The organism is Virgisporangium aurantiacum, from assembly GCF_016863635.1.
In the GTDB taxonomy this organism is placed as follows: domain Bacteria; phylum Actinomycetota; class Actinomycetes; order Mycobacteriales; family Micromonosporaceae; genus Virgisporangium; species Virgisporangium aurantiacum.
In genome coordinates, this window is the sequence record NZ_BOPG01000034.1 from 49,207 (window position 1) to 73,207 (window position 24,001).

16 protein-coding genes are annotated in these 24,001 nt (G+C 72.6%); 8 read left to right on the forward strand and 8 right to left on the reverse strand.

What is annotated here, in order from left to right:
- Positions 1-4 precede the first annotated feature (4 nt).
- The 5 genes from fmt to glgX all read right to left on the reverse strand — a co-directional run bounded on the left by fmt (position 5) and on the right by glgX (position 7,650).
- The gene (gene fmt / locus Vau01_RS28105; protein ID WP_203998441.1) at positions 5-928 is read right to left on the reverse strand and encodes a methionyl-tRNA formyltransferase; all 924 of its coding nucleotides are present in this window, start codon (positions 926-928) and stop codon (positions 5-7) included.
- Positions 929-933: 5 nt separating this feature from the next.
- Positions 934-1,485 (reverse strand): peptide deformylase, encoded by a 552-nt coding sequence (gene def / locus Vau01_RS28110; RefSeq protein WP_203998444.1) that lies wholly within the window; start codon positions 1,483-1,485, stop codon positions 934-936.
- Between the two features lie 65 nt (positions 1,486-1,550).
- Positions 1,551-3,290, reverse strand: coding sequence for a malto-oligosyltrehalose trehalohydrolase (gene treZ / locus Vau01_RS28115; RefSeq protein ID WP_203998447.1), 1,740 nt, complete (start codon positions 3,288-3,290; stop codon positions 1,551-1,553).
- Entirely contained in the window at positions 3,287-5,539 is a 2,253-nt protein-coding gene (gene treY, locus Vau01_RS28120; protein WP_203998450.1) for a malto-oligosyltrehalose synthase, read from the reverse strand. Before treY ends, treZ begins: the two co-directional genes overlap by 4 nt.
- 2 nt (positions 5,540-5,541) lie before the next feature.
- Entirely contained in the window at positions 5,542-7,650 is a 2,109-nt protein-coding gene (gene glgX / locus Vau01_RS28125; RefSeq protein WP_203998453.1) for a glycogen debranching protein GlgX, read from the reverse strand.
- Positions 7,651-7,804: 154 nt separating this feature from the next.
- Here glgX and Vau01_RS28130 point away from each other — a divergent pair, with 154 nt between their 5' ends.
- The 6 genes from Vau01_RS28130 to Vau01_RS28155 all read left to right on the forward strand — a co-directional run bounded on the left by Vau01_RS28130 (position 7,805) and on the right by Vau01_RS28155 (position 15,608).
- Positions 7,805-9,733 (forward strand): amylo-alpha-1,6-glucosidase, encoded by a 1,929-nt coding sequence (locus tag Vau01_RS28130; RefSeq protein WP_203998456.1) that lies wholly within the window; start codon positions 7,805-7,807, stop codon positions 9,731-9,733.
- Between the two features lie 346 nt (positions 9,734-10,079).
- Positions 10,080-11,282: a hypothetical protein gene (locus Vau01_RS28135; protein WP_203998459.1), complete on the forward strand. Its 1,203-nt coding sequence runs from the start codon at positions 10,080-10,082 to the stop codon at positions 11,280-11,282.
- Positions 11,269-14,145 (forward strand): sensor histidine kinase, encoded by a 2,877-nt coding sequence (locus Vau01_RS28140; RefSeq protein WP_203998462.1) that lies wholly within the window; start codon positions 11,269-11,271, stop codon positions 14,143-14,145. Before Vau01_RS28135 ends, Vau01_RS28140 begins: the two co-directional genes overlap by 14 nt.
- Entirely contained in the window at positions 14,142-14,573 is a 432-nt protein-coding gene (locus Vau01_RS28145; RefSeq protein ID WP_203998465.1) for a roadblock/LC7 domain-containing protein, read from the forward strand. Before Vau01_RS28140 ends, Vau01_RS28145 begins: the two co-directional genes overlap by 4 nt.
- Entirely contained in the window at positions 14,570-15,019 is a 450-nt protein-coding gene (locus Vau01_RS28150; RefSeq protein WP_203998468.1) for a DUF742 domain-containing protein, read from the forward strand. Before Vau01_RS28145 ends, Vau01_RS28150 begins: the two co-directional genes overlap by 4 nt.
- Positions 14,997-15,608, forward strand: a complete 612-nt coding sequence (locus Vau01_RS28155; RefSeq protein WP_203998471.1) for a GTP-binding protein — start codon at positions 14,997-14,999, stop codon at positions 15,606-15,608. Before Vau01_RS28150 ends, Vau01_RS28155 begins: the two co-directional genes overlap by 23 nt.
- 50 nt (positions 15,609-15,658) lie before the next feature.
- Here Vau01_RS28155 and malQ read toward each other — a convergent pair whose 3' ends face one another.
- Positions 15,659-17,548 (reverse strand): 4-alpha-glucanotransferase, encoded by a 1,890-nt coding sequence (gene malQ, locus Vau01_RS28160; protein WP_239151913.1) that lies wholly within the window; start codon positions 17,546-17,548, stop codon positions 15,659-15,661.
- 76 nt (positions 17,549-17,624) lie between these two features.
- Here malQ and Vau01_RS28165 point away from each other — a divergent pair, with 76 nt between their 5' ends.
- Positions 17,625-19,358 (forward strand): ABC transporter ATP-binding protein, encoded by a 1,734-nt coding sequence (locus Vau01_RS28165; RefSeq protein ID WP_203998474.1) that lies wholly within the window; start codon positions 17,625-17,627, stop codon positions 19,356-19,358.
- 47 nt (positions 19,359-19,405) lie between these two features.
- Positions 19,406-21,631, forward strand: coding sequence for a hybrid sensor histidine kinase/response regulator (locus tag Vau01_RS28170; protein WP_203998475.1), 2,226 nt, complete (start codon positions 19,406-19,408; stop codon positions 21,629-21,631).
- 8 nt (positions 21,632-21,639) lie between these two features.
- Here the strand turns inward: Vau01_RS28170 and Vau01_RS28175 are convergent, their stop codons facing one another.
- Together Vau01_RS28175 and Vau01_RS28180 are read right to left on the reverse strand one after the other, a co-directional pair.
- Positions 21,640-22,929 (reverse strand): ATP-binding protein, encoded by a 1,290-nt coding sequence (locus Vau01_RS28175; protein ID WP_203998477.1) that lies wholly within the window; start codon positions 22,927-22,929, stop codon positions 21,640-21,642.
- On the reverse strand, positions 22,926-23,999 hold the full coding sequence (locus Vau01_RS28180) for a SpoIIE family protein phosphatase (protein WP_203998480.1): 1,074 nt from the start codon (positions 23,997-23,999) through the stop codon (positions 22,926-22,928). Before Vau01_RS28180 ends, Vau01_RS28175 begins: the two co-directional genes overlap by 4 nt.
- Positions 24,000-24,001: the final 2 nt, after the last annotated feature.

Below are 24,001 nucleotides of genomic sequence, written 5' to 3' on the forward strand. Positions count from 1 at the left end.
TCCACTATTCGAACCGCTCGCCCGGCGCGAGCCGCAGGCCGCGGACCCAGGCCGCGGCGGCCATGGCCTTCTTGCCGGCCGGACGCACCTCGCCCAGCGCGACCGGCGTGGTGGCCGTGCCGACCAGAACCGTGTCCTTCTCGACGCGGACCTCACCCGGCGGCAGCCCCTCGGTGCGGACCGGCTTCACCGGGCCGAGCTTGACCCGCTCGCCGCGGAGGGTGGTCCAGGCACCCGGCGCCGGCGTGCAGGCCCGCACCCGCCGGTCGACCGCGAACGCGGGATCGGCCCAGCGCACCCGGGCGTCGTCGGCGGTGAGCTTCGGCGCCAGGGACACCCCCTCGCTGGCCTGCGGCACCGCGTCGAGGCTGTGGGCGGCCAGCCCGTCGAGGACGTCGACGAGCAGTTTCGCGCCCGACACGGCGAGCCGTTCGAGCAGGTCACCGGACGTGTCGGTGGGCCGGATCTCGGTGGTGAGGGTGCCGTACACCGGGCCGGTGTCGAGCCCCTCCTCCAGCTGGAACACGGCCGCGCCGGTGACCTCGTCGCCGTGCAGCACCGCATGCTGCACGGGCGCCGCGCCACGCCAGGCCGGCAGCAGCGAGAAGTGCAGGTTGATCCAGCCCTTCGCCGGGATCGCGAGCGCGGCCGGCGGCACGAGCGCGCCGTACGCGACCACCGGGACGCAGTCGGGCGCGATCTCCTTGAGGCGGGCCTGGAACTCGGGCTCGCGGGGACGCTGCGGGGTGAGCACCTCGATGCCGTGCTCGTCGGCCCACCGCCCGGCGGGCGAGCGGACCAGGTGGCGGCCCCGTCCGGATGGCGCGTCGGGCCGGGTGACGACCGCGACCAGGTCGTGTGCGGAGGCGGCGATGGCGTCGAGCGCGGGCACGGCCACCTCGGGGGTGCCGGCGAAGACCAGCCTCATGGGCGTCACAGGCCGAACGGACCCGACGCGTGCGGGCTCACCTTGACCACCGGCGGCGCGGCCGGGTCGTACCACGGCGCCTCGCGGATCGCCTTCATGGCGTTCTTCCGGGCCTCCGGGTCGAGCCGGTCGACGAAGAGGACGCCGTCGAGGTGGTCGGTCTCGTGCTGGACGCAGCGGGCGAGCAGGCCCTCGCCGGTGACCTGGGCCGGGTCGCCGTACTCGTTGAAGCCGCTGGCCACGACGTTCTGCCGGCGCTTGGTGTCGAAGTGCAGGCCCGGGATCGACAGGCAGCCCTCCGGGCCGTCCTGCTCCTCGCCGTCGGGGAAGTGCAGCACCGGGTTGATCAGGTGTCCGAGCACGTCGTCGACGTCGAATGTGAACACCCGAAGGCCCACACCGATCTGCGGCGCGGCGAGGCCGGCGCCCTCCTGCTCACGCATGGTGTCGGTGAGGTCGGCGACGAGGCGGCGCAGCTCCTTGTCGAAGTCGACGACGAGCTCGGCGGGCGTGCGCAGCACCGGATCGCCGAAGAGGCGGATCGGTTGGACGGACAAGCGGGACTCCTGGCAAACGATTCCGGCGCGGGACGACCGCCCATCCTACTGCGTCGGACGTCGCCTCAGCGCCGCGCGTAGGCGAGGACCGCCGCGGACTCGCCGGGGAGATCCACCGAGTCGTGCCAGAGCGCCAGCCCGGGCTCGCTGGCGAACAGCACCGTCCGCGGGATCCCGCGCAGGTTGATCCGCTGGGTCTCCGGCGCCAGGTTCGCAACCACCACGCACCCGCCGCGGCGGATGGCGACGTGCCGGTCGCCGGGCCAGACCTCCACCCGGTCGAGCCGGGGATCGGAGAGGTCGGGCCGCGCCTTCCGGAGTTTGATCAGCTCCTTGTAGACGGCGAGCAGGTCGCGGTGCGGCGGCTTGCCCACCTCCGACCAGTCCAGCTTCGAGTCCTCGAACGTCGACGGCGCCTGCGGGTCGGGCACGTCCTCGGTGGCCCAGCCGTGCGCGGCGAACTCGCGGCGGCGGCCGGCGGCGACCGCGGCGGCCAGCTCGGGCTCGGGGTGACTGGTGAAGAACTGCCAGGGGGTCGACGCCGCCCACTCCTCGCCCATCCAGAGCATCGGCGTGAACGGCGCGGTGAGCAGCAGCGTCGCGCCGACCTTCAGCAGCCGCGGCGACAGCGTCGCCGACAACCGGTCGCCGACCGCGCGGTTGCCGATCTGGTCGTGGTTCTGCAGGTAGGCCACGAACCGGTGGCCGGGCGTCCGGGACCGGTCGACCGGCCGGCCGTGCACCCGGTTGCGGAAGCTCGACCACGTGCCTGCGTGGAAGAACGCACCGGTGAGCACCGTGGCCAGGCTGTCGAGCGACCCGAAGTCGCCGTAGTACCCCTGCCGTTCGCCGGTGAGCAGCGCGTGCAGCACGTGGTGCACGTCGTCGTCCCACTGGGCGTGCACGCCCGCGCCGCCGGCCTCGCGCGGCGTGATCAGCCGGGGGTCGTTCAGGTCGGACTCGGCGATCAGGGTCAGCGGGCGGCCTTCGTGCGCCGACAGCGCGTCGACCTCGGACGCCAGCTCCTCCAACAGGTGCACGGCCCGGTGGTCGACCAGCGCGTGCACGGCGTCGAGGCGCAGCGCGTCGACGTGGTAGTCGCGCAGCCACATCAGCGCGTTGTCGACGATGTACCGCCGGACCTCGTCGGACTCGGGCCCGTCGAGGTTCATCGAGCTGCCCCAGCTGTTCGTACCCGTGGACAGGTACGGCCCGAACTGCGGTGCGTACGCGCCGGACGGCCCGAAGTGGTTGTAGACCACGTCGAGCACCACACCCACGCCGCGCCGGTGGCACGCGTCGACCAGCCGCTTGAGCCCGTCGGGCCCGCCGTACGCCTCGTGCGGGGCGTACCAGCACACGCCGTCGTAGCCCCAGTTGTACTCGCCGTTGAACGAGGCGACCGGCAGCAGCTCGATCATGTCGACGCCGAGGTCGACCAGGTGGTCGAGCCGCCCGATCACCGCGTCGAACGTGCCCTCCGGCGTGAACGTGCCCACGTGCAGCTCGTACAGGACGCTTCCGGGCAGTTGTCGACCCGTCCAGGCCGTATCGGTCCAGTTGAAGGCGTTGTGGTCGTACAGGCGGCTCGCCCGGTGCACACCCTCAGGTTGCCAGAGCGAACGCGGATCTGGTACCGGACTGTCACCATCCGCTATCAGAAAGGCATAGTCAGGCCCGGCGATGTCGGCCGACCACCAGCCGCCGTCACCCCTGGTCATCTCATGGTCAAGACCGTCTGTGCCTTCATAGGAGCGCACGCGCATCCGGGGCGCGTTCGGCGCCCAGACCGAAACAGAGGTCATTTTTCGTCCATTGCCAGCAGCGCGACGGGATACGTCTCCAGCAGATCACGGATCAACGGCGACTGCCCGGTAACGACCGTCCCCGTCAGTGCGTCCTTCCACACACCGCCCGGCAGGGCGAGCGTCGTGTCGCCCCAGCCGCCGCGCCGGGCCAGGCCGAGCGGCAGCCGCGTCGCGATCGCGATCAGGGTGCCCCGCGAGAACGCCAGGCAGTGGTCCGCCGCCGGGCCACGCGCGGCCAGCGCGGCGTAATCGGTCAGGTCGCGGCCGCGTCGGGCTTTCAAAGCCGAGGTGACGACGAGCAGCTTGGCCGCCCCACCGAAATCGATCGGGGGACGCCAGCCGGAGGCGATCCGCGCGAGCAGGTCGCGCCGCAGGTCGAAGTCGACGTCGCGCCGGTTGTCCGGGTCGACCAGCGAGTTGTCCCACAGCTCGGTGCCCTGGTACACGTCGGGCACGCCGGGCATGAGCAGCTGCACCAGCTTCTGGCCCAGCGAGTTCGACCAGCCGGCGGGCGTGATTCCGGCGACGAACGCGTCGATGTCCGCGCGCAGCCTCGGGTCGTCGTAGGCCCGGTCGACGGCCGCGCGGACGGCACCCTCGAAGGACCCGTTCGGCTCCGCCCAGGACGTGTGCGTCGACGCCTCCCGGATCGCCTTCTCCAGGTACGCCCGCAGCCGCTCGCGCCCGATCGGCCAGGTGCCGGCGACCGTCTGCCACAGCAGGTGCGCGGTGGCCGGGTCGGGCACCGGTGCGGCGGCGCTCCACCGGTCGACGGCCGCGCCCCACTCGTCGGGCAGTTCCGACAGCACCGCGAGCCTGGCCCGGACGTCCTCGCCGCGCTTGGTGTCGTGGGTGGAGAGCGCGGTCATGGAGCGGGGCCAGGCCGCCTGGCGGCGCGCACCGGCCGCGTGGAACGCCGCGGGCGACAGACCGAACCGGGACGGGTCGCCGCCGACCTCGTTCAGCGCGACAAACCGCGACCAGCGGTAGAACGCGGTGTCCTCCACGCCCTTGGCCATCACGGCGCCGGTGAACTGCTGGAAGCGGGCGGCCAGCTCGTCGACGCCGGCGCCCAGCCGGGGCGCCAGCCGGTCGATCGCATCGACGAGGTCGGGGCGGCGGACCCGCGCGGCCGCGAGCGCCTCGGCGAGATGCTCACCACCGGCGCCGGGCAGGTAGCTGCGGTACACCGGGAAGGACGCGGCGATCTCGGCGAGCGCCTCTCCCGTCCCCTCCCCGCCGCCCGCGAGCGACGACAGGCGCGACAGTTCCGCGGCCAGCAACCGGGTCGCGGCCTCCAGCTTTCCGGTGTGGACCAGGTCGATCCAGGCGTGCGGCGCACCGGCGAGCCGGGTGTCGAGCGCGGTGAACGCGTCGGCGGCGGCCGGGTCGACGAACACGCCGCCGGCCTCGACGAGCGCGTCGTAGCCGGTGGTGCCGTCGACGGGCCAGGCCGGCAGGTCCTCGCCGGGTTCGAGGATCTTCTCGATCACCAGCCACGCGTCGGGGGCGTGGTCGCGCAGCCGCTGGAGGTAGCCGGCCGGGTCGCGCAGGCCGTCGGGGTGGTCGATCCGGATGCCGTCGACGTCGCCCGCCCTGTACCAGCGCAGGATCTCGGCGTGGGTCGCCTCGAACACGTCCGGGTCCTCGACGCGCAGCCCGGCCAGGTCGGTGATCGCGAAGAACCGCCGGTAGTTGATCTCGGTGTTGCCGCGCCGCCAGTCGACGAGTTCGTAGTGCTGCTCGTCGTGGGTACCCGTTCCCGGCGCGAGCGGGAAGCGGTGGTCGTAGTACCGGAGTTCCCCGTTTTCGATCCGCAGTTTGTCGGTGTCGGCGTCGCTGCCGAGCACCGGGATCAGGATGCGGCCCCGGTCCCAGTCGATGTCGAACCAGTGCGCGTATTCGCTCTTCCGGCCGTTCTTCAGAACGTCCCACCAGGCCGGGTTCGCGTGCGGCACGGCGACGCCGACGTGGTTGGGCACGATGTCGACCACCAGGCCGAGCCCGTTGTCGCGCAGCGCGTCACCCAGCGCCTGCCGCTCGGTCTCGCCGCCGAGCTCCGGGTTGACGCGGGTGTGGTTGACCACGTCGTAGCCGTGCGTGGAGCCGGGGACGGCTTCCAGCAGCGGCGACGTGTAGAGATGCGAGACGCCGAGGTCGGCCAGGTAGCCGGCGAGGCCGGCCGTGGCGGCGAGGCCGAAGCCCGGCCGTACCTGGACGCGGTACGTGCCGCTGGGGATACCCATGTTCACACCACCCGGTCGAGGACGACGAGGGACCGCTCCCGCACGAGGAGCTTGTTGTTGGCCTCGACCACCGTGCCGTCGCGCGGATCGGCGGTGTCCAGTACAGCAGACCACTTCTGGCCGTACTCCGGCCCCGGTAGCACGAATTCGAGTGGTTCCCAGTACGCGTTCCACAGCAGCAGGAACGACGAGTCGGTGCGCCGTTCACCGTGCGGGCCGAGTTCCCGGATCCCCTCGCCGTTGACGAACAACGTGATCGAGTGGCCGAAGTTGTGCCACCAGTCCGCGTCGTCCATCTCGCTCCCGTCGGGGGCGAACCAGCCGAGGTCGGGGATCGGCGTGCCGGCCACCCGTCGCACCGGGCGGCCGGTGAAGAACTTGCGCCGGCGGAACACCCGGTGCCGGCCGCGCAGTTCGGACAGCCGCTTCGTGAACTCGAGCAGTTGCTCGTCGGCGCTCTCCCAGTCGACCCAGCTCAGCTCGTTGTCCTGGCAGTAGGCGTTGTTGTTGCCGTGCTGCGTGCGGCCCATCTCGTCGCCGGCGAGCAGCATCGGCACGCCCTGGCTGAGCCACAGCGTGGCCAGGTAGTTGCGCCGCATCTGTGCGCGGAGCGTCTTGATACCGACGTCGTCGGTGGGGCCCTCCGCGCCGCAGTTCCACGACCGGTTGTGGTTGTCGCCGTCGCGGTTGTCCTCGCCGTTGGCCTCGTTGTGCTTGTCGTTGTAGCTCACGAGGTCGGTGAGCGTGAAGCCGTCGTGCGCGGTGATGAAGTTGATGCTCGCGAACGGGCGCCGGCCGTCGTCCTGGTACAGGTCGGCCGAGCCGGCGATGCGGCTGGCGAACTCGCCGAGCGTCTCCGGCTGGGTGCGCCAGAAGTCGCGGACGGTGTCGCGGAACTTGCCGTTCCACTCCGTCCACAGCGGCGGGAAGTTGCCCACCTGGTAGCCGCCCGGCCCGACGTCCCACGGCTCGGCGATCAGCTTCACCAGGTTCAGCACCGGGTCCTGCTGCACCACCTCGAAGAACACCGACAGCCGGTCGACGTAGCTGTGGTCGCCCTCGCGGGCCAGTGCGGAGGCGAGGTCGAACCGGAACCCGTCGACGTGCATCTCCTGCACCCAGTACCGCAGCGAGTCCATCACCAGTTGGAGGCTGTGCGGGCTGCGGACGTTGAGGCTGTTGCCGCAGCCGGTGAAGTCGGTGTAGTGGCGCGGGTCTTCCTCGGCGAGCTTGTAGTAGTGCTGGTTGTCGATGCCGCGGAAGCACAGCGTCGGCCCGAGGTGGTTGCCCTCGGCGGTGTGGTTGTAGACCACGTCGAGGATCACCTCGATGCCGGCCGCGTGCAACGACTTCACCATCGCGCGGAACTCCTGCACCTGCTGGCCGCGTCGACCCATCGACGAGTAGCCGTGGTAGGGCGCGAAGTAGCCGATGCTGTTGTAGCCCCAGTAGTTGCTGAGGCCGGCCTCGATCAGCCGGTGGTCGTGCACGAAGTGGTGCACCGGCAGCAACTCGATCGCGGTGACACCGATCGACTGCAGGTGCTCGACGATCGCCGGGTGCCCGATCGCGCCGTACGTGCCGCGGATCTCCTCGGGGATCTCCGGGTGCCGCATCGTGAGGCCCTTCACGTGCGCCTCGTAGATGACGCTGTTGTGGTACGGCACCCGCGGCGGCCGGTCGTTGCCCCAGTCGAAGTACGGGTTGACCACCACCGCCTTCGGCATGTGCGGGCCCGAGTCGAGCGTCGACAGCGAGTCCGGGAAGCCCCACTCGTAGCCGTACAGCGCCGGGTCCCAGTCGATGTCGCCGTCGATGGCGCGCGCGTACGGGTCCAGCAGAAGCTTGTGCGGGTTGCAGCGCAACCCGCGCCCCGGGTCGTACGGACCGTGCACCCGGAACCCGTACCGCTGGCCGGGCTCGATGCCGGGCAGGTAGCCGTGCCAGACGAACGCGTCGACCTCGGGCAGCGGGATGCGCCGCTCGTTGTTGTCGTCGTCGAACAGGCACAGCTCCACCGCGTCGGCGACCTCCGAGAAGACGGCGAAGTTGGTGCCCATCCCGTCGTAGACCGCCCCGAGGGGGTACCGCTGGCCCGGCCAGACCTGCATGCTCGCGCTCCGTTCGTTCAACACCGGAACGTTCATGGTCCCACTCCGGTGGGTGGTGCCCTGCCTATGCCCGTCTCAGCGGTGTGGCTAACGGCCACGGCGAGTAAGGTGTCGGCAGGCAAAAAGCCGTACGGCGAAGGCGGGGCGCTGGCGCGTGGGTAATCGGTCGACATTCGCTTTCGGGCCCGAGGTGTGCGCCGACGTCACCGGTCCGTCCGGTGGCGCCCACCGGGAATGGCTGGTCGCCGACGGCACAGGCGGCTTCGCGTCGGGAACCGCGTCGCTCGTGCGCACCCGGCGTTACCACGGGCTGCTGGTCGTACCCGGCCCCAACGGGCGGCGGATGGGCCTCGCGGCGCTCGACGCGGCCGTCACGATCGGTGGCGGAACGCCGGTGCCGCTGTCGGCGCACGAGTGGGCGTCCGGCGTGGTCTCGCCGGCCGGGCACCTTCACCTCGAACTGTTCGAGGTCGTCGACGGGCTGCCCCGGTGGCGGTGGCGGATCGGCGACGTCGTGCTCGAGCGCGAACTGGCGATGGTCCACGGGCAGACGAGTCTCGGCGTGGTGCACCGGTTGGTGTCCGCGCCCGGACCGGTGCGGGTCGCGCTCACCGCGCTGTGCACGTGGCGCGACGCCCACGGCAACCGCACGGCGTCCGGCGCGGCGCCGGTGCAGACCCGGGTGGCGAACGGCGCGGTCGTCGACGACGGGTACCGGCTGGCCGGCCCCGGCTGGCGTCCGCGCGGCGAGTGGTGGTTCGACGCCCACCTGCGCGAGGAGGCCGCCCGCGGGCTCGACCCGATCGAGGACCTGTGGTGCGCCGGGTCGTTCACCGCGACCCTCGAACCCGGCGACGTCATGGAGGTCTCGGCCTGGGCCGGCGACCTGCGCCACCAGCCGCCGCCGGCCACCGCGGTGATCGCGGCCGCGCGCAAGCGGGCGCGCTCGGTGGTCGCGGCCGCGAAACCGCACGACGACGTCGATGCGACGCTCGCCCTCGCCGCCGACGCGTTCATCGTGAAGGGACCCGACGTGGTGGCCGGGTACCCGTGGTTCGACTGCTGGATGCGCGACGCGCTCGCCTCGTACGAGGGGCTGTTCCTGCGCACCGGGCGGGCCGCCGAGGGCGCGGCGCTGCTGCGCCGGTACGCGAGTTCGCCGGCGCTGGTCGCCGACCTCGCCCAGGGCGCCTGCGAGGCGCCGTTGTGGCTGGTGCACGCCGTCGACCGGCACGTCGCCGCCACCGGCGACGGTCACCTCGGCGCCGAACTGGCCACGCCGCTCGACACCATCCTGGCCGGCTACGCCGCCGACGACGCGCCGTTCGCCGCCCGCCTCGACCCGACCGACGGCCTACTCGCCCTGCGCCCGTCCGACGCCGCGGCCACGTGGATGAACGTGCGCACCCACGGCCACGCGGTGACCCCGCGCGACGGCAAGCCGGTCGAGGTCAACGCGTTGTGGGTCAACGCCCTCGCCGCGCTGGCCAAGCTCACCGAGCGCGCCGGCCAGGACGCCCGGGCGCTGTGGGCCGGCCACGACGCCGCCCAGCGCAGCTTCAGCAAGCGCTACCTGGCCCCGGCCGGCTGGCTCTACGACGTGGTCGACGCCCAACCGGCCGCGTACCCGCTGGGCGGCGGCACCCACCTCGACGACCCGGTGCTGCGTCCGAACCAGTTGTTCGCCTACGCCCTCCCCTACGCCCCGCTCGACGGCGCCGACCCGGCGGCCGTACGCGCCGTGAGCCGTTCCCTGCTCACCCCGCTGGGCCTGCGCACCCTGGCCCCGACCGAGTACGGCTACCAGGGCCGGCACGCCGGCCCGGAACCGGTGCGGGCCGAGGCGTACCACCAGGGAACGGCGTGGCCCTGGCTGATCGGCGTGTACGTCGACGCCTGCCGCGCGGTCGGCCAGCCGACCACCGGCCTGCTCCGCGGCCTGGAGGCCCACCTCTCCGAGCACGGCGTCGGCTCGGTCAGCGAGGTGGTCGACGGCGACGCCCCGTACAAGGCCAGCGGCTGCCCCTTCTCCGCGAAGTCCGTGGCGGAGCTCATCCGGGCCCGGGCGGCCCTCCGCACCTGATCGTCCGGCTGCGTCGCGATGGCCAACCGGTCGACCTCAACAGGCTGCTTGTGAACCGGTAATCACGTAGGAAACGAGGGTGCGGAACCTTACCGCCCGCCCCGCTCAACATCCAGGCCCCCGACCGAAGATCGACCAATCGGTAGACACGATCCACCTCACCGGTGTCGGCATCCGTCCGCCCGCGCGGTGATGCGAAGACTGCACACGGTCGTAATCTCCCCGCCGTTGGCCGAAAGTCTGCGAAAAACCGCAGGCCACGCGTGCTCACCGTCGGGGAAGGGTGGGGATGGATTCCTCCGCAGGACAATCGTGGGTGCGTGGGGCGGCCGGGCGGACGCTCCGGATGGTTCTCTCGATCGTCATCCTGGTGCCGACATTGACCCTCTTCGGTCTGGTCTACACCTCCACCAGCGATCAGAAGGACTTCGCCGACCTCGAACACCAGGGCATCGAGTACCTGAGCGCGCTGCTGCCGGTCGAGATCGCGCTGATCGACGCGCAGGCGGCCGCCGTCAGCGGCCAGCAGTTGCCGCGCGAGAACCTGAACCGGGCGGTCCAGGCGGCCTCGGCCACGAACGCCAGGCTGGGCGCGAGCCTGCGCACCGAGGAGCGCTGGGCCGAGGTCCGCGCGAAGATCGAGGCGCTCACCGACCTGCGCTCCCTCGGCGCCCAGGACACCTACAACGCCTACACCGAGGTCACCGACCTGCTGCTGGCGCTGGTCGAGAAGGTGCGCACGAGCTCGAACCTCGTCCGTGACCCCGACGCCGACACGTTCTACCTGCAGGACGCGGGCGCGCAGGAGCTTCCCGAGGCGATCGCCGCCGCCGGTCAGCTGGCCGACCTCGCCGTCATCGCGGCGGGCAAGCCGGCCGCCGAGCAGCAGGCCTCGGCCGGCGACCTGATCTCGCAGCAGAACTCACTCGCCAGCAACGCGTCCGACCTCGCCGACGGGGTCCGCCTCGCCGTCGACGCCACCGGCAGCCGCACGCTGGGCGCGAACCTGCTCAGCCGGCTCGACCGCTTCCGCAAGATCATCGACCTGCTGATCCCGTCGACGTCGCTGCTGCCGGGCCGCACGGTCACGGTCGACCCGGCGCGGATCGCGCGCAACCGGGCCGAGGCGCAGACCGCCGCCGCCGACCTGTCGCAGGCCATGCTCCGCGAGATCGACGTGCTGGTCGACAGCCGCGTGTCCGACCTGAACTCGCGCCTCCTGCTCGCGGCGGCCACGGCCGTCGTGGCCGTCCTGCTGGTCGGTGCCGGGCTCGCGCTCGACCTGATCGCGCGGCGGCGCCCGCGGGCGGCCGCCGGGCCTCCGGTCGGCCCGGTCGGGGTGACGGAGGTGAGCGTGGCGCCCGCTCCGGAGCTGGTGCCGGCGGGACGCCATGCGTGGCCGCCGCCACCCAGTGCCTCGCATCCTGGTGCTTCGCCGCATCCCGGTGTTTCGCCGCATCCCGGTGCCTCGCCGCATCCCGGTGCTCCGCTGGAGGATCCCGCCTTCGCCCAGCTCGCCCAGTGGGAGCAGTTCGGTGCTTCTCGGTAGGCTGCGGATCCGCGCCAAGCTGACCCTGCTGGTGATGATCCCGCTGGTCGCCGTCGCCGCGCTCACGATCCCGGTGGTGGTCGGGCGCATCCAGTCGGCGTCGCGGGCCAGCGACACGGCCCGCTCGGTGCGGGTCGCCAGCCAGGTCGGCTCGCTCGGCCAGGACCTGCAGCGCGAGCGGCTGCTGGCCGTCGGCTTCCTGATCGGCGCCGTCGACCGGAACCGGCTGGTGCTGCAGATGTCGGCGGTCACCGACCGGATCACCGACGTGCGGTTCGAGCTCGGCGACGAGCTGCCCGACGAGGTCGACGACGCGATCGACGGCGTCAAGAAGCTGGCCGACCTGCGGCTGGCGGTGCTCGCGAACACCGCGCCGACGTCGACGGTCACCGACGGCTACGACGAGGTCATCGACGAGCTGATCAACTCGCTGCGCCTGGTCGACGGCGTCGACGCGTCCAGCGACGAGGGCCGCCAGATCGTCGCGCTCGACGCGCTGCTGCGCGCCGACGAGGCGAACAGCGAGGGCGCCGCGTTCCTGCTGCTGCTCGCCCACGAGCCGAGCGCCGTCCTGGCCGCCCGGTTCAACACCGAACAGGACCTGCTGGGCGAGTCGCTCGAACGCTTCACGTCGTTCGCGACGCCGACCCAGATCTCGCTGTACCAGCTTGTCGCGCAGGCGTTCACCGACCGGTTGGGTACCGGCTTCACCGCCGACCCGCTCAAGGAGATCGCCGCGTTCCCGGTGGCGTCGCTGTTCCCGTCGCTGGAGTCGTTCATCGCGCTGGGCAACTTCGTCGAGAAGCGGATCGTCGCCGACGTCACCGCGGCCGTCGGTGCCCGGCAGAACCGGGCGCTGGTCACCGCGTACGGCGTCGGCGGTGGCGCGCTGGCCATCCTGCTGCTGGTGGTCCTGCTGGTGCTCGCGGTGGCGCGGGCGGTCGCCCGGCCGCTGACCCGGTTGACCGTCTCCGCCGACCGCGTCGCGCGGTTCGCCGAGGCGGAACTGGTGCGCATCGCCGACGACGAGACGGAGCACATCGAACGCGTCCACCTCGAAGCGGTCGACGTCACCGCCCGCGACGAGGTCGGCGACCTGGCCCGGGCGTTCGAACGGGTGCAGGACACCGCGGCCCAGCTGGTCGAGCGGCAGGTGGCGAGCCGGCGCAACGTCGCCGAGATGTTCGGCCACATCGGCCGCCGCACCCAGGGCCTGGTGTCCCGCCAGGTGTCCATGATCGACGGCCTGGAGAACGACGAGCAGGACGAGAAGAAGCTCTCGAACCTGTACCGGCTCGACCACCTCTCCAACCGGCTGCTCCGCAACGCGACCAGCCTGATCGTCCTCTCCGGCGCCGACTGGGCACAGGAGCACGTCGCCCCGATGCCACTCGCCGACGCCGCGCGGCTCGCGCTGGCCAAGGTCGAGGACTACGTCCGGGTCGACGTGCGGATACCGGGCGACATCGTGCTGACCCCGGCGATCATCGCCGACGCGGTGCAGATGATGGCCGAGCTGATGGAGAACGCGACGTCGTTCTCGCCGCCGCACACCCGCGTGTCGGTGGTGGCGGTGTCGACGGGCTCCTCGGTGCGGCTGACCGTCACCGACCACGGCATCGGCCTGTCGCCGGAGCGGATCGCCGAGGAGAACGCCCGGTTGGAGCGCCGCGAGCGTCTCGACCTGGCACCCACCCAGGTGCTCGGCCTGTTCGTGGTGGGCCGGCTGGCCCGCCGGCACGGGCTGCGCGTCCACCTGGCCGCGACGTCGGGCGGTGGCGTCACGGCCACCGTCGAGCTGCCCATGTCGGTGCTGGTCGCGGCCGCACCGGCCGTCGACCCGGCGTCGACGCCCGGCAAACTGCAGCTGGTCGGTGCGCGGTCCCGGCCGGCCGCGTTGGGTGGCACGATCGCCCTCCCACCCCGCGGCGACGCGCTCCAGCGCCTCCGCGACATGATCGAGGACGGCGCACCGTCCTGGAACGCGTTCGCGCTCGGGTCCCCGAACTCCCCGTCGGATTCACCGCCCGCTCTCGCTGCACCGGTCGCCAATCCGCCGGCCTGGCCGCCGGCCACGCCGGACGGCCCCGCCGCTCTGGCCGCTCCCGGCGCTCCCGGCGCTCCGGCGGGCGAGAACGGGGCCGCGAACGGGCACCCCGTCGGTCCGACCAGCCCGTCCGGGCTCCGGCAGCGGGTACCGGGCGCCAACCTCATCAGCGGCGGCACCGCGGGCCCGGCCGATCGCCAACCCCCCAGCCCGCTCGACGCGGACGCCGCCCGGGACCTCATCGAACAGTTCGAGTTCGGCGTGAACCGGGCACACGAGGAGCCCGCTCCGGCTCCCCCGCTGCGGCCGTCGTCCCCCGTCGCACCGCCGTGGCCGGCCGCCGCTTACCCCGTCACCCCGGAACCGGCAACGGCGGCACGCGAACTGCCGACCCAGCCGGCGGCGGCCGCACAGCCGGCGGGGGCCGGCCTCGCCGCCCAGCCCGCCAGCGCGGCCGGGCACGCCGCCCCGGCCGAGCACGCCAGCGCGGCCGGCAACGCCGAGCAGCCCGCGTTGCCGGCGTCGATCTATGCGCCCACCGAGGCGTTGCCGGTCTACACGCCGCCGCGGCCGGCGACGCACTCGGACACCACCAGCGCCGGCGGATACCAGCTCCGCCCGACCGGCACGTCGCTGAACCGGCGGGTGCCCGGCGCCACGCTCGCCACCAGCCTGGTGCCGCCCCAGTCGGACCGGGCACCGGCCGCCTTCACCCAGATCGACCCGGACGAGGTGCGCAGCCTCGTCGAGCAGTTCGAGTTCGGGGTCACCGAAGCTCTCCAGCACGCTGAACCAAGGAGCGACAGAAGTTCATGAGCGTCACACATAACTTGAGTGCCGAGGCCAAGACCTTCAACTGGCTGCTGGACAACTTCACCCAGAACACCGTGGGCGTGATCGAGGCGGTGGCCGTGTCGTCCGACGGGTTGCCGATCGCCATGTCGGCGATCCAGGACCGGGCCAACGCCGACCGTCTCGCGGCCGTGGTGAGCGGCATGACCAGTCTCGCGGGCGGCGCGGCGCACATGTACAACATGGGTGACCTGAACCGGGTCATCGTCGATCTGACGCGCGGGTACCTGTTGGTGACGGCGATCAGCATCGGATCGGTGATGGGCGTGATCGCGAGCCGCACCGCGAACCTGGGCAACGTCGCGTACGAGATGACGTTGTTCGCGAACCGCGCCGGTGCCGCGCTGACCCCGCAACTGATCATTGAGCTGAAGAACTCCGTTCAGCCGTGACCCAGTCACCGGACGCCGGAGGGGCGGCTCGACTGCCGCCCTATCTGCGTCACGCGTTCGGTGACTTCACTCCGTCTCCCGCGCCGGCCGAACCGGCCGAGGAGACGCTGCGGCCGTTCGTCCTGACCTCCGGGCGGGTCTCCTCGGGTGACCGGGAGATCAGCCTGGAGACGCAGGTGACGTCGAACTACGACGACGCCGGCACGGCGCACTACGCGACCGCGGGCCTGCCGTCCGAGCTGCGGGCCATCATCACGCTGTGCAACGTACCGATGTCCGTCGCCGAGATCTCCGCGCGGCTGCGGCTGCACCTGGGCGTCACCAGGATCCTGGTCGGCGACCTGCGCGCCGCGGGCCACCTGGAGATCCACCACCAGGACGTAATCGAGAACCATTCCCCCGACGTCATTTTGCGAGTGATTCGTGGACTTCGTGCAATCACCTGATACCGGCACGGCGGTAACCGGACGCCGCGCCGCTCCCCCGCTGCCCGTGAAGATCGTGGTGGCGGGCGGCTTCGGCGTCGGCAAGACCACCACCGTCGGCGCCATCTCCGAGATCGAGCCGCTGACCACCGAGGCGGTGATGACCATCGAGTCGGTGGGCGTCGACGACCCCGGCATGCGGGTCGGCAAGACCACCACCACCGTCGCGATGGACTTCGGCTGCGTCACCATCGACTCGACGCTGAAGCTGTACCTTTTCGGCACGCCGGGCCAGGACCGTTTCGGATTCATGTGGAATGATCTGTCCCGCGGCGCGCTCGGTGCGCTGGTGGTCGTCGACAGCACCCGCCTCGACGACTGCTATCCGGCCGTGGACTACTTCGAGAACGCCAAGGTCCCCTTCGTGGTGGGCGTCAACGCGTTCGACGGCCATCTGGCGCACGACATGAACGAGGTGCGCTGGGCGCTGGCCGTCAACGAGACGGTTCCGGTGGTCGCCTTCGACGCCCGGGACCGCCTGTCCGTCCGCGACGCCCTACTGGTCGTGCTGGAGCGAGCGCTGGACCGCGCCATGAAAGTCACCCGCTGACGCCGCGGTCAACGCACGTCCGTCTTCCGGATCTTGGACTCCCGGAGGGCCTATGACACCTCGTGCAGTCCAAGATCCGGAAGTGTGCGGGACTTCAGGATAGCCACGATGGCGCGCACCCGAGGGTGGTCGAAGAGGTCCTCCAACGCGACCGGCAGCGGGATCCGCCAGTTCGGGTACTCGTCCATCGTGCCGGGCAGGTTCGGCTGCCGCGTCTCGCCGACGGCGTCGTACGGCGACACCGCCACCAGGGTGCTCGGCGTCGCCGCCAGCAGCTTGTGCAGCCCCAGGATCAGCTCGTCGAGCGACGGCGAGGCACCCACGAAACCCAGGGAACGCAGCAACGACACCAGCAAGGAACGGTCGGCGTCGGCATCCGCCTGTTCCTCCGCCTCGGGCCGGGTCAGCTGGCCCAGCCGGGCGCGCACCGACACGTGCTCGCCGGTCAGGTAGCCGGCCGCCGTGGGCAGGTCGTGCGTCGACACCGTCGCCAGCGCGTCGACCGGCCACGACAACGGTGGCACGAACGAGCCGTCCCGCGACCGGGCGAACCACAGCACCTCGCAGCCCAGCATGTTCCGAGCAGCCAGCCCCTCGGTGACCTCGGGCAGCACCGTCCCCAGATCTTCGCCGACCACCACGGCACCGGCCCGGGACGCCTCCAGCGCGAGGATCCCCACCATCGCCGCCGAGTCGTACCGAACGTACGTCCCGTCGGCCGCGGTGCCGCCCGGCGGGACCCACCACAGCCGCCACAGCCCCGCGACGTGGTCGACCCGCAGGCCGCCGGCATGGCGCAGCATCGCCCGCACCAGGTCGCGGTACGGGGCGTAGCCGGCCGCCGCCAGCCGGTCGGGGCGCCAGGTGGCCAGGCCCCAGTCCTGGCCGAGTTGGTTGAAGGCGTCCGGCGGGGCGCCGACCCGCACGCCGTCGGCCAGCACGTCCTGCAGCAGCCAGCCGTCGGCGCCGCCGGGGTCGATGCCGACCGCCAGGTCCTGGACGATGCCGATCGGCATCCCGGCCGCCGCCGCCCGCACGGCCGCCAACTGCTCGTCACACTGCTCCTGCAGCCACGCGTGGAACGCCACCCGCGACGCCAACTCAAAGCGCGCAACTGCAACGGCTTCAGAAGAAGGATGCCGAAGATCAGCCGGCCACTCCCGCCAGTTCCGCCCGTGCACCTCCGCCAGCGCGCAGTACGTCGCGAAGTCCCGCAACGCCGGATCGGACGGCACCGCCGCGGATGAAGGCCCGGCCAGCACCGCGGACTTCGCCGCCCACACCGCGTCGTAGTCGATGAGTTCGCCGGGAGGAACCGGCGACGGCCCGTCGACCCGGAGATACAACGGGTTGATGAACCGCCGGCTCGTCGGCGAGTACGGCGACGCCGGCACCGGATGCCCGGGCGCCACCGCGTGCAGGGGATTGAGCAACACGAACCCCGCGCCGTCGGAAGAAGAACGCTGAACGAAGGAAGCCAGGTCCCCGAAATCGCCCATGCCCCACGACCCGGAAGACCGCAGCGCGTACAACTGCAGCATCCAGCCCCACGTCGGCGCCGGCCGGGCGATGCGCGCGGGGGTCACGATCACGGCCGTCTCGCCGCCCGCGTGCACCAGGCGGTGATATCCGAGGGGCAGGTCGCGCGGCAGGGTCGCGGCCATCGGCCGCTCACGGCCGTCCTCCAGAATCAAAAGACCATCGGGGACGGCATGGGCGTCCCCCTCCGTTACCACGATGGCCCCGTGCGTCGCCGTACGCGCCGACGCCTCCGCCAGCGCCGCCCGGATCGCGGCCGGGCTCGACGCGTCGACGTCGAGCAACCGCAGGATCTCGACGACGGTCTCCCGCGCGATCGCCGTGGGCCGCCGTTGCCAGTTCTCGTACTCGGTGGCCACGCCGTGCGCGGCCGCCAGCCGCTCCAGCAGAGGGTCGATCACAGCTAGCGGATCCTTCCTGAGGAACGCCTGAGAGGACGGCCCCGCGACGGTACAACACGCGGATTACCGTCGAGGGATGTCGGTCAAACCGCGGCGGATCGATCTCCGGGCGCTGCTGCCCTACCTGCGTCCGCACCGCCGGGTCCTGCTGCTCGTCGCCGCGCTGTCGCTGGCCGGCACCCTGGCCACCCTGCTGCAGCCGCTGCTCACCCGCGCGGTGCTCGACGCGATCGGCAACAGCGAGCCGGCCGGCCGGCTCGTGGCGGGGCTGGTGGCGCTGCTCGCGATCGTCGCGGGGCTCAACGCCGTCCGCGACTACCTGCTCCAGCGCACCGCCGAGGGCGTGGTGCTCGCCTCCCGGAGAACGCTGGCCGGGCACCTGCTGCGGCTGCCGATCGCCGAGTACGACAGCCGCCGCACCGGCGACCTGCTCTCCCGGGTCGGCGCCGACACCACGCTGCTGCGCGCGGTGGTCACCTCCGGCCTGATCGACATGGCGTCCGGCATGATCATGATCGCCGGCGCGGTGATCGCGATGGTGCTCCTGGATCCGTTGATGTTCACGGTGACCGCGGGCGGCGTGGCGCTGGCGCTCAGCGGCGGCATGGTGGTGGCCCGGCGGGTGCGTCCGGCGTCGCGGGCCGCGCAGGAGCGCATCGGCGAGATGACCGCCACCGTGGAACGGGCGCTCACCGCGGCCCGCACGATCCGGGCCAGCCGGGCCGAGGAGCGCGAGACCGAGGCGGTCGGCGCGGCGGCGGAGGCCGCGTACCGGGCGGGCCTGCGGGCGGCCCGGCTGCAGGCGTGGATCGGGCCGATCGGGGTCGCCGCGATCCAGGGCGCGTTCCTGCTGGTGCTGGGCATCGGCGGGGCGCGGGTCGCCGACGGGTCGCTGTCGGTCGGCGACCTGGTGGCGTTCGTGTTGTTCCTGTTCTTCCTGGTGATGCCGCTCGGCCGGGTGCTCAACGTCTACACCCAGTTGCAGATGGGGCTGGCCGCGCTGGAGCGCATCCACGAGGTCCTCGATCTGCCGCTGGAGCCCGACGCGCCGCAACCGGCGCCGCGGCCGGTGGAAGCCGCGCCGGCCGTCGAGTTCGCGGGGGTGGACTTCTCCTACGGCGACGGGCCGCCGGTGCTGCGGCAGGTGAGCTTCGCGGTGCCCATGGGCACCCGCACCGCGCTGGTCGGCCCGTCGGGCGCGGGCAAGTCGAGCGTGCTCGCGCTGGTCGAGCGGTTCTACGAGGTCGACGCCGGTGCGGTGCGGATCGACGGCGTCGACGTGCGCCGGCTGCCGCGCGAGGTGCTCCGCGGCCGCCTCGGCTACGTGGAGCAGGAGGCGCCGGTGCTCGCCGGCACGCTACGGGCCAACCTGCTGCTGACGGTCCCCGCCGCGACGGACGCGGAACTGCTCGCCGTGCTCGACGCGGTGAACCTCGGCGACCTGGTCGCCCGCACCCCCGACGGCCTCGACGCCCAGGTGGGCGAGGGTGGGGTGCTGCTCAGCGGCGGCGAGCGGCAACGGTTGGCGATCGCGCGCACGCTGCTCGCGTCACCCCCGATCTTGCTCCTCGACGAGCCGACGTCGAACCTCGACGCCCGCAACGAGGCGGCCCTGCGGGCCGCGATCGACGCCGTGTCGGCCGACCGCACGATGATCATCGTCGCGCACCGGCTCTCGACGGTGATCGACGCCGACCAGATCGTGGTGGTCGACGGCGGCCGGGTGGTGGCCGTCGGCCGGCACGCGGAACTGCTCGACACCAGCCCGCTCTACCGGGAACTCGCCACCCACCAGTTCCTGGTCACCTGACGTTCAATCCGCCCACGCGGGGCCAGCGCATGACGGATAGTAACAACATGGTGACTGGCTCGCGTTCGTCCTCCACCTACGCGCTCGCTGACCTCGCCCTGGCGCTGACCCGGGGGTCGGCCCGGGTCGAGGGGGTGTGTGAAACCGCGACGCGCGCCGCCGCGGAGATGATCGGCGACGGTGCGGCGGTCCAACTCGTCGGCGACGACGACCGCTACGGCGTGATGATCGCGTACCACCCCGACCCCGAGCGGTCCCGCGCGCTCGGCGAGGCGCTGACCCGGCGCGGCGCGGCGCCCGAGGACCCCTACTCGGAGTCGATGCGCGCCACCCGGCGGCCCGTCATCCTGTCCCCGCTGACCCCCGAACGCCTCGCCGACCTCGCCCCCGCCCGCCGCGCCGCCGACGTGCCGGGCGAGCGCGCCACCGCCGCCGGCGTCTCCGCCGCGCTGCTGTGCCCGCTGATCGCCGACAACAAGTACCTCGGGTACCTGCTGGTCGCGCGCACCACGCCGGAGGGCGCCTACACCGAGGCCGACGCCGACCTCATCCGCGACATCGCCGGTGAGCTGGCCCTGGCGCTGGCCACCGCCCGGTCGCTGGAGCGGCTGGAGGTCAGCGAGGAGCGGTTCCGCCGGGTGCTGGAGAGCATTCCGGAGGGCGTCCTGCAGATCGACGCGACGGGCGTCACCACGTTCGCCAACCAGCCGTGCGCGGGCCTGCTGGGCATGCCCCGGGAACAGCTGGTCGGCCTGCCGTTGAGCGGTTTCCTGGACGACCGTGGGCAGCGCCTGCTGGCCCGCTGGATCTCCGGCGCGGCCGCCGAACCGATGCCCGGGCCGGCTCTCGTACCCGCGCCGGAGGAGCCCGGTAGCACGCCGCAACCCGCCGGCTCGGCGGTCGCCGACGCCCGCGTGGTGCGCGCCGACGGGTCGACCCGCAGCGTCCGGCTGTGCCTGTCGGTGCTGCAGGAGGACCACGGCCACCCGGGCAACTCGCTCTGCCTGGTGACCGACCGGACCGAGCAGGTCGACGCCCGCGGACTCAAGCGCCAGCTCGACCACCTGCGCCGGCTCGACAGCATGGGCCAGCTCATCGGCGGCATCGCCCACGATCTCAACAACGTGCTCACCATCGTCGGCGGCTCCGCCGACATGATCGCGGGGACGGCGGAGCCCGGCTCGCCGCAGCACCAGCTCGCCGCCGAGATCGTGCACGCCGCGGTGAAGGGCCGGGCCCTGGCGCACCAGCTCCTCGCGTTCGGACGCGGCGGCAGCCGCCCGGAGACCATCCGCGTGCCGGACCTGCTCGAGGACATCAAACCGCTGTTCGCCCGCACGCTGGGCGAGCACATCCACCTCGACTTCACCCACAGCCCGGACGTGTGGCCGGTGCGCGCCGAACGCGGTCCGCTGCAGCAGGCCCTGGTGAACCTGGCGGCGAACGCCCGCGACGCGATGCTGCACGGTGGCGTGATGACCGCGAAGGCCGACAACGTCGTGGTGGCGCCCGGCGACCTGGACGACGCGTCGGTGGCCGGGCGCTTCGTCCGCCTGGTCATCGCCGACACCGGTGCCGGCATGGACGAGCAGACCCGCCAGCGGGCCCTGGAACCGTTCTTCACCACCAAGTCGGCCGCCGTCGGCCTGGGCCTGTCGACGGCGATGAGCGTGCTGCGCGGCATCGGCGGCTACATCACGCTGCAGTCCGAGCCCCGCATCGGCACGACGGTGCAGCTCTACCTGCCGGCGACCGATCCCGCCGCACCCACCACCGAACCGCGGCTCCCGGCCACCGACCTGGCCATCGGGCCGGAGCCGGCGATCCCGGCGGTGAGCTCGGGTGACCCGGCCGCCGCGATCGTCGCGCCGGCGGCGCCGCCGACACCCGCACCGGCGCGGACGTCGACCGCGCACGTCCTGGTCGTCGAGGACCAGCCCGAGCTGGCCCAGCTGATCCGCCGGCTCCTGGAACCCGCCGGCTACACCGTCACCGTCTCCACCGAGGCCGAGACGGCGTTCGACACGTTCGCGACCGTCGCCGACCCGGCCCTGCTCATCACCGACGTGGTCATGCCCGGAATGACCGGCCCCGACCTGGCCGCCGCGATGCGCGACCGCCACCCCGGCCTGCCGGTGCTGTTCATGTCGGGCTACACGGCCGCCGCGCTGGGCCCCCAGGTGCACCTCGACGACAACAGCGCGCTGGTCGAGAAGCCGTTCAACCGCAACACCCTGCTCGCCGCCGTGGAACGCTTCGCCAAGCCCACCTGAGCCGCCCGCTATTCGTGCGCCGCCACCGGCTGTTCGTGCGCCGCCACCGGCCGGGAGTGGGCCAGCGCCAGGTCGGCGGTCCGGCGGCCCAGTGCGCCCAGCACCGCGTCGCGTAGCGGGGCGCGCCGCACCGGCGTGCGCACCGTGTACCGGCTGTCGGCCGGCGAGCGGTCGGCGAGTCCGACCACCGCGATCACGGCCGTCGACCCGGATGCGAGGGCACCGGCGGGCGTGCTGCGCGCGTCCACGATCATGAGATCGAACGGCGTCCCGCCCCCGCACACGACCTCGGCCCCCCAGCGGCTCAGCTGGCGCCGCAGCGACTCCCGCACCAGCGGCTGTCCGTGCTCGACCAGCACCCGCAACCCGCGCAGGTCGGGCCCGTCCGGCACACCCGGCTCGGCCTGTTCCAGCGACACCGTGCACGTGAACGCGGAGCCGACACCGACCCTGGACTCGACCTCGATGCCGCCGTCCATGAGCTGCGCCAGTTCGCGGCAGATCGACAGGCCGAGCCCGGTGCCGCCGTACTTGCGGGTGGTGTCGGTGCCGGCCTGGGTGAACGGGGCGAACACGCGGGCGATCGCGTCCTCGGGGATGCCGATCCCGGTGTCGCGGACGGTCATCCGCAGGTCGCACCGGCGGCCCGCGGCAAAGGCGCCGGCAAAGGCGACGGCGACGGCGCCGGGAACGACGTCAACCTCGACCGACACCTCGCCCTCCCGCGTGAACTTGACCGCGTTCGCCAGCAGGTTGACCAGCACCTGCCGCAGCCGCACCGGATCGCCGACCACGGTGTCGGGCGTGCCGGGGCCGAACAGCGATGCCAGCGCCAGGCCCTTCTCCTCGGCGCGGGGCGCGACCATCGTCACCGCGTCCTCGACGCACGCGACCAGGTCGAACGGGATGCTCTCCAGCTCCAGCCGGCCGGACTCGATCTTCGACAGGTCGAGAATCTCGTCGATCACGCCGCACAGGTGGTCGCCGGCGCCGCGCACGATGCCGGCGTACTCGGCCTGCTCGGCGGTGAGTCCGGTCCCCTGCAGCAGGGTGGTGAAGCCGATGACGGCGTTGAGCGGCGAGCGGATCTCGTGGCTCATGTTGGCCAGGAACGCGGCCTTCGCGTCGGCGGTGCGCTGGGCCTCGGCGCGGGCGCGTTCGAGCTCGTCGCTCTTGTCGGACAGTTCGGCGTAGACGGCGAGCAGGCCGCGGCTGGTCTCGTCGAGTTCGACGCGCAACGCCTCGACCTCGGCGCGCAGGGCCTCGATCTCGGCCGGAAGAGCATCGAAGCCGGTCATCGGGCCCCTCCCGGTGACACGACGACGACCGTGGCGTCGTCGCGGTTGCGGGTGTGATCGCGGAGCAGGGTCGCCGCGGCCACGGCCGGATCGTGGCCGAGGAGCTCGGGGTCGGGGACGAGCCGGGACGACAGGCCGTCGGTCCACAGCACCAGGCTCGCGCCGGCCGGGAACGGCATCGAGGCGATCCGCGTGCGCGGCGGCTGGACGTGCAGCCCCAGCGTGCCGCCGTAGGTGACCAGCCCGCGCGCGTCACCGGATGCCGGCACGACGCGGCCGTTGACGTTGCCGATCGCGAAGTAGCGCAGCAGACCCTCGGCGGCGTCGATCCGGCACATCGTCACCGCGGCGCCGCGGGTGTCGCGCATCCGGGCATTGGCGCGCGGCACGAACTGCTCGAAGTCGTCGACGCCCGCGGCGAACCCGATCAGCGCCGCGTCGGTGGCCAGCGACGCCTTCGGGCCGTGGCCGAGCCCGTCGACCACGGCCACGGTGAGCACGTCGCCGTCCTCGGCGACCGCCCACCCGTCACCGCAGGGATCGACGACGCCGACCGAGACGCCGGCGCAGCGGCGCGGCTCCGGTGGGCGTCCCGGATGATCTTTTGGTTCCGCGAGATCGACCACCGACAGGATCACCGTGCCGCGGCCCGGCCCGGTCCAGGCGTCGAACCGCGCCGAGGCCCGGCGGACCGCGCGGAGGCCGCAGCCGAGGCCCGCCGCGTCCGGCACCCGCCCGGCTCCCGGCCCGGCTCCCGGGCCAGCGAGGACGCCGGCCGGGTCGGTCACGCCCGGGCCGTCGTCGACGGCGACAAGTTCGATAGCGGACGGCGTGAGCGCGCGGACCAGCAGCCAGCCGCCACCCGCGTGGCGCACCAGGTTGGTGGCGAGTTCGGTGACGACCAGTTCGGCGCGACCGTGCCGGTCCTTGTCCGGGCTCAGGTCGTCGACGAGCTTCGCCACCTCGCGACGAGCCGCGCCGACGTCGGCGTCGGCGCCCACCGGCCACCGCGCGTGAGCCGGCTGGCGGCCTCCCACCAGCACCCGGTGCGGCGCGTTCACCCCGGTCACCG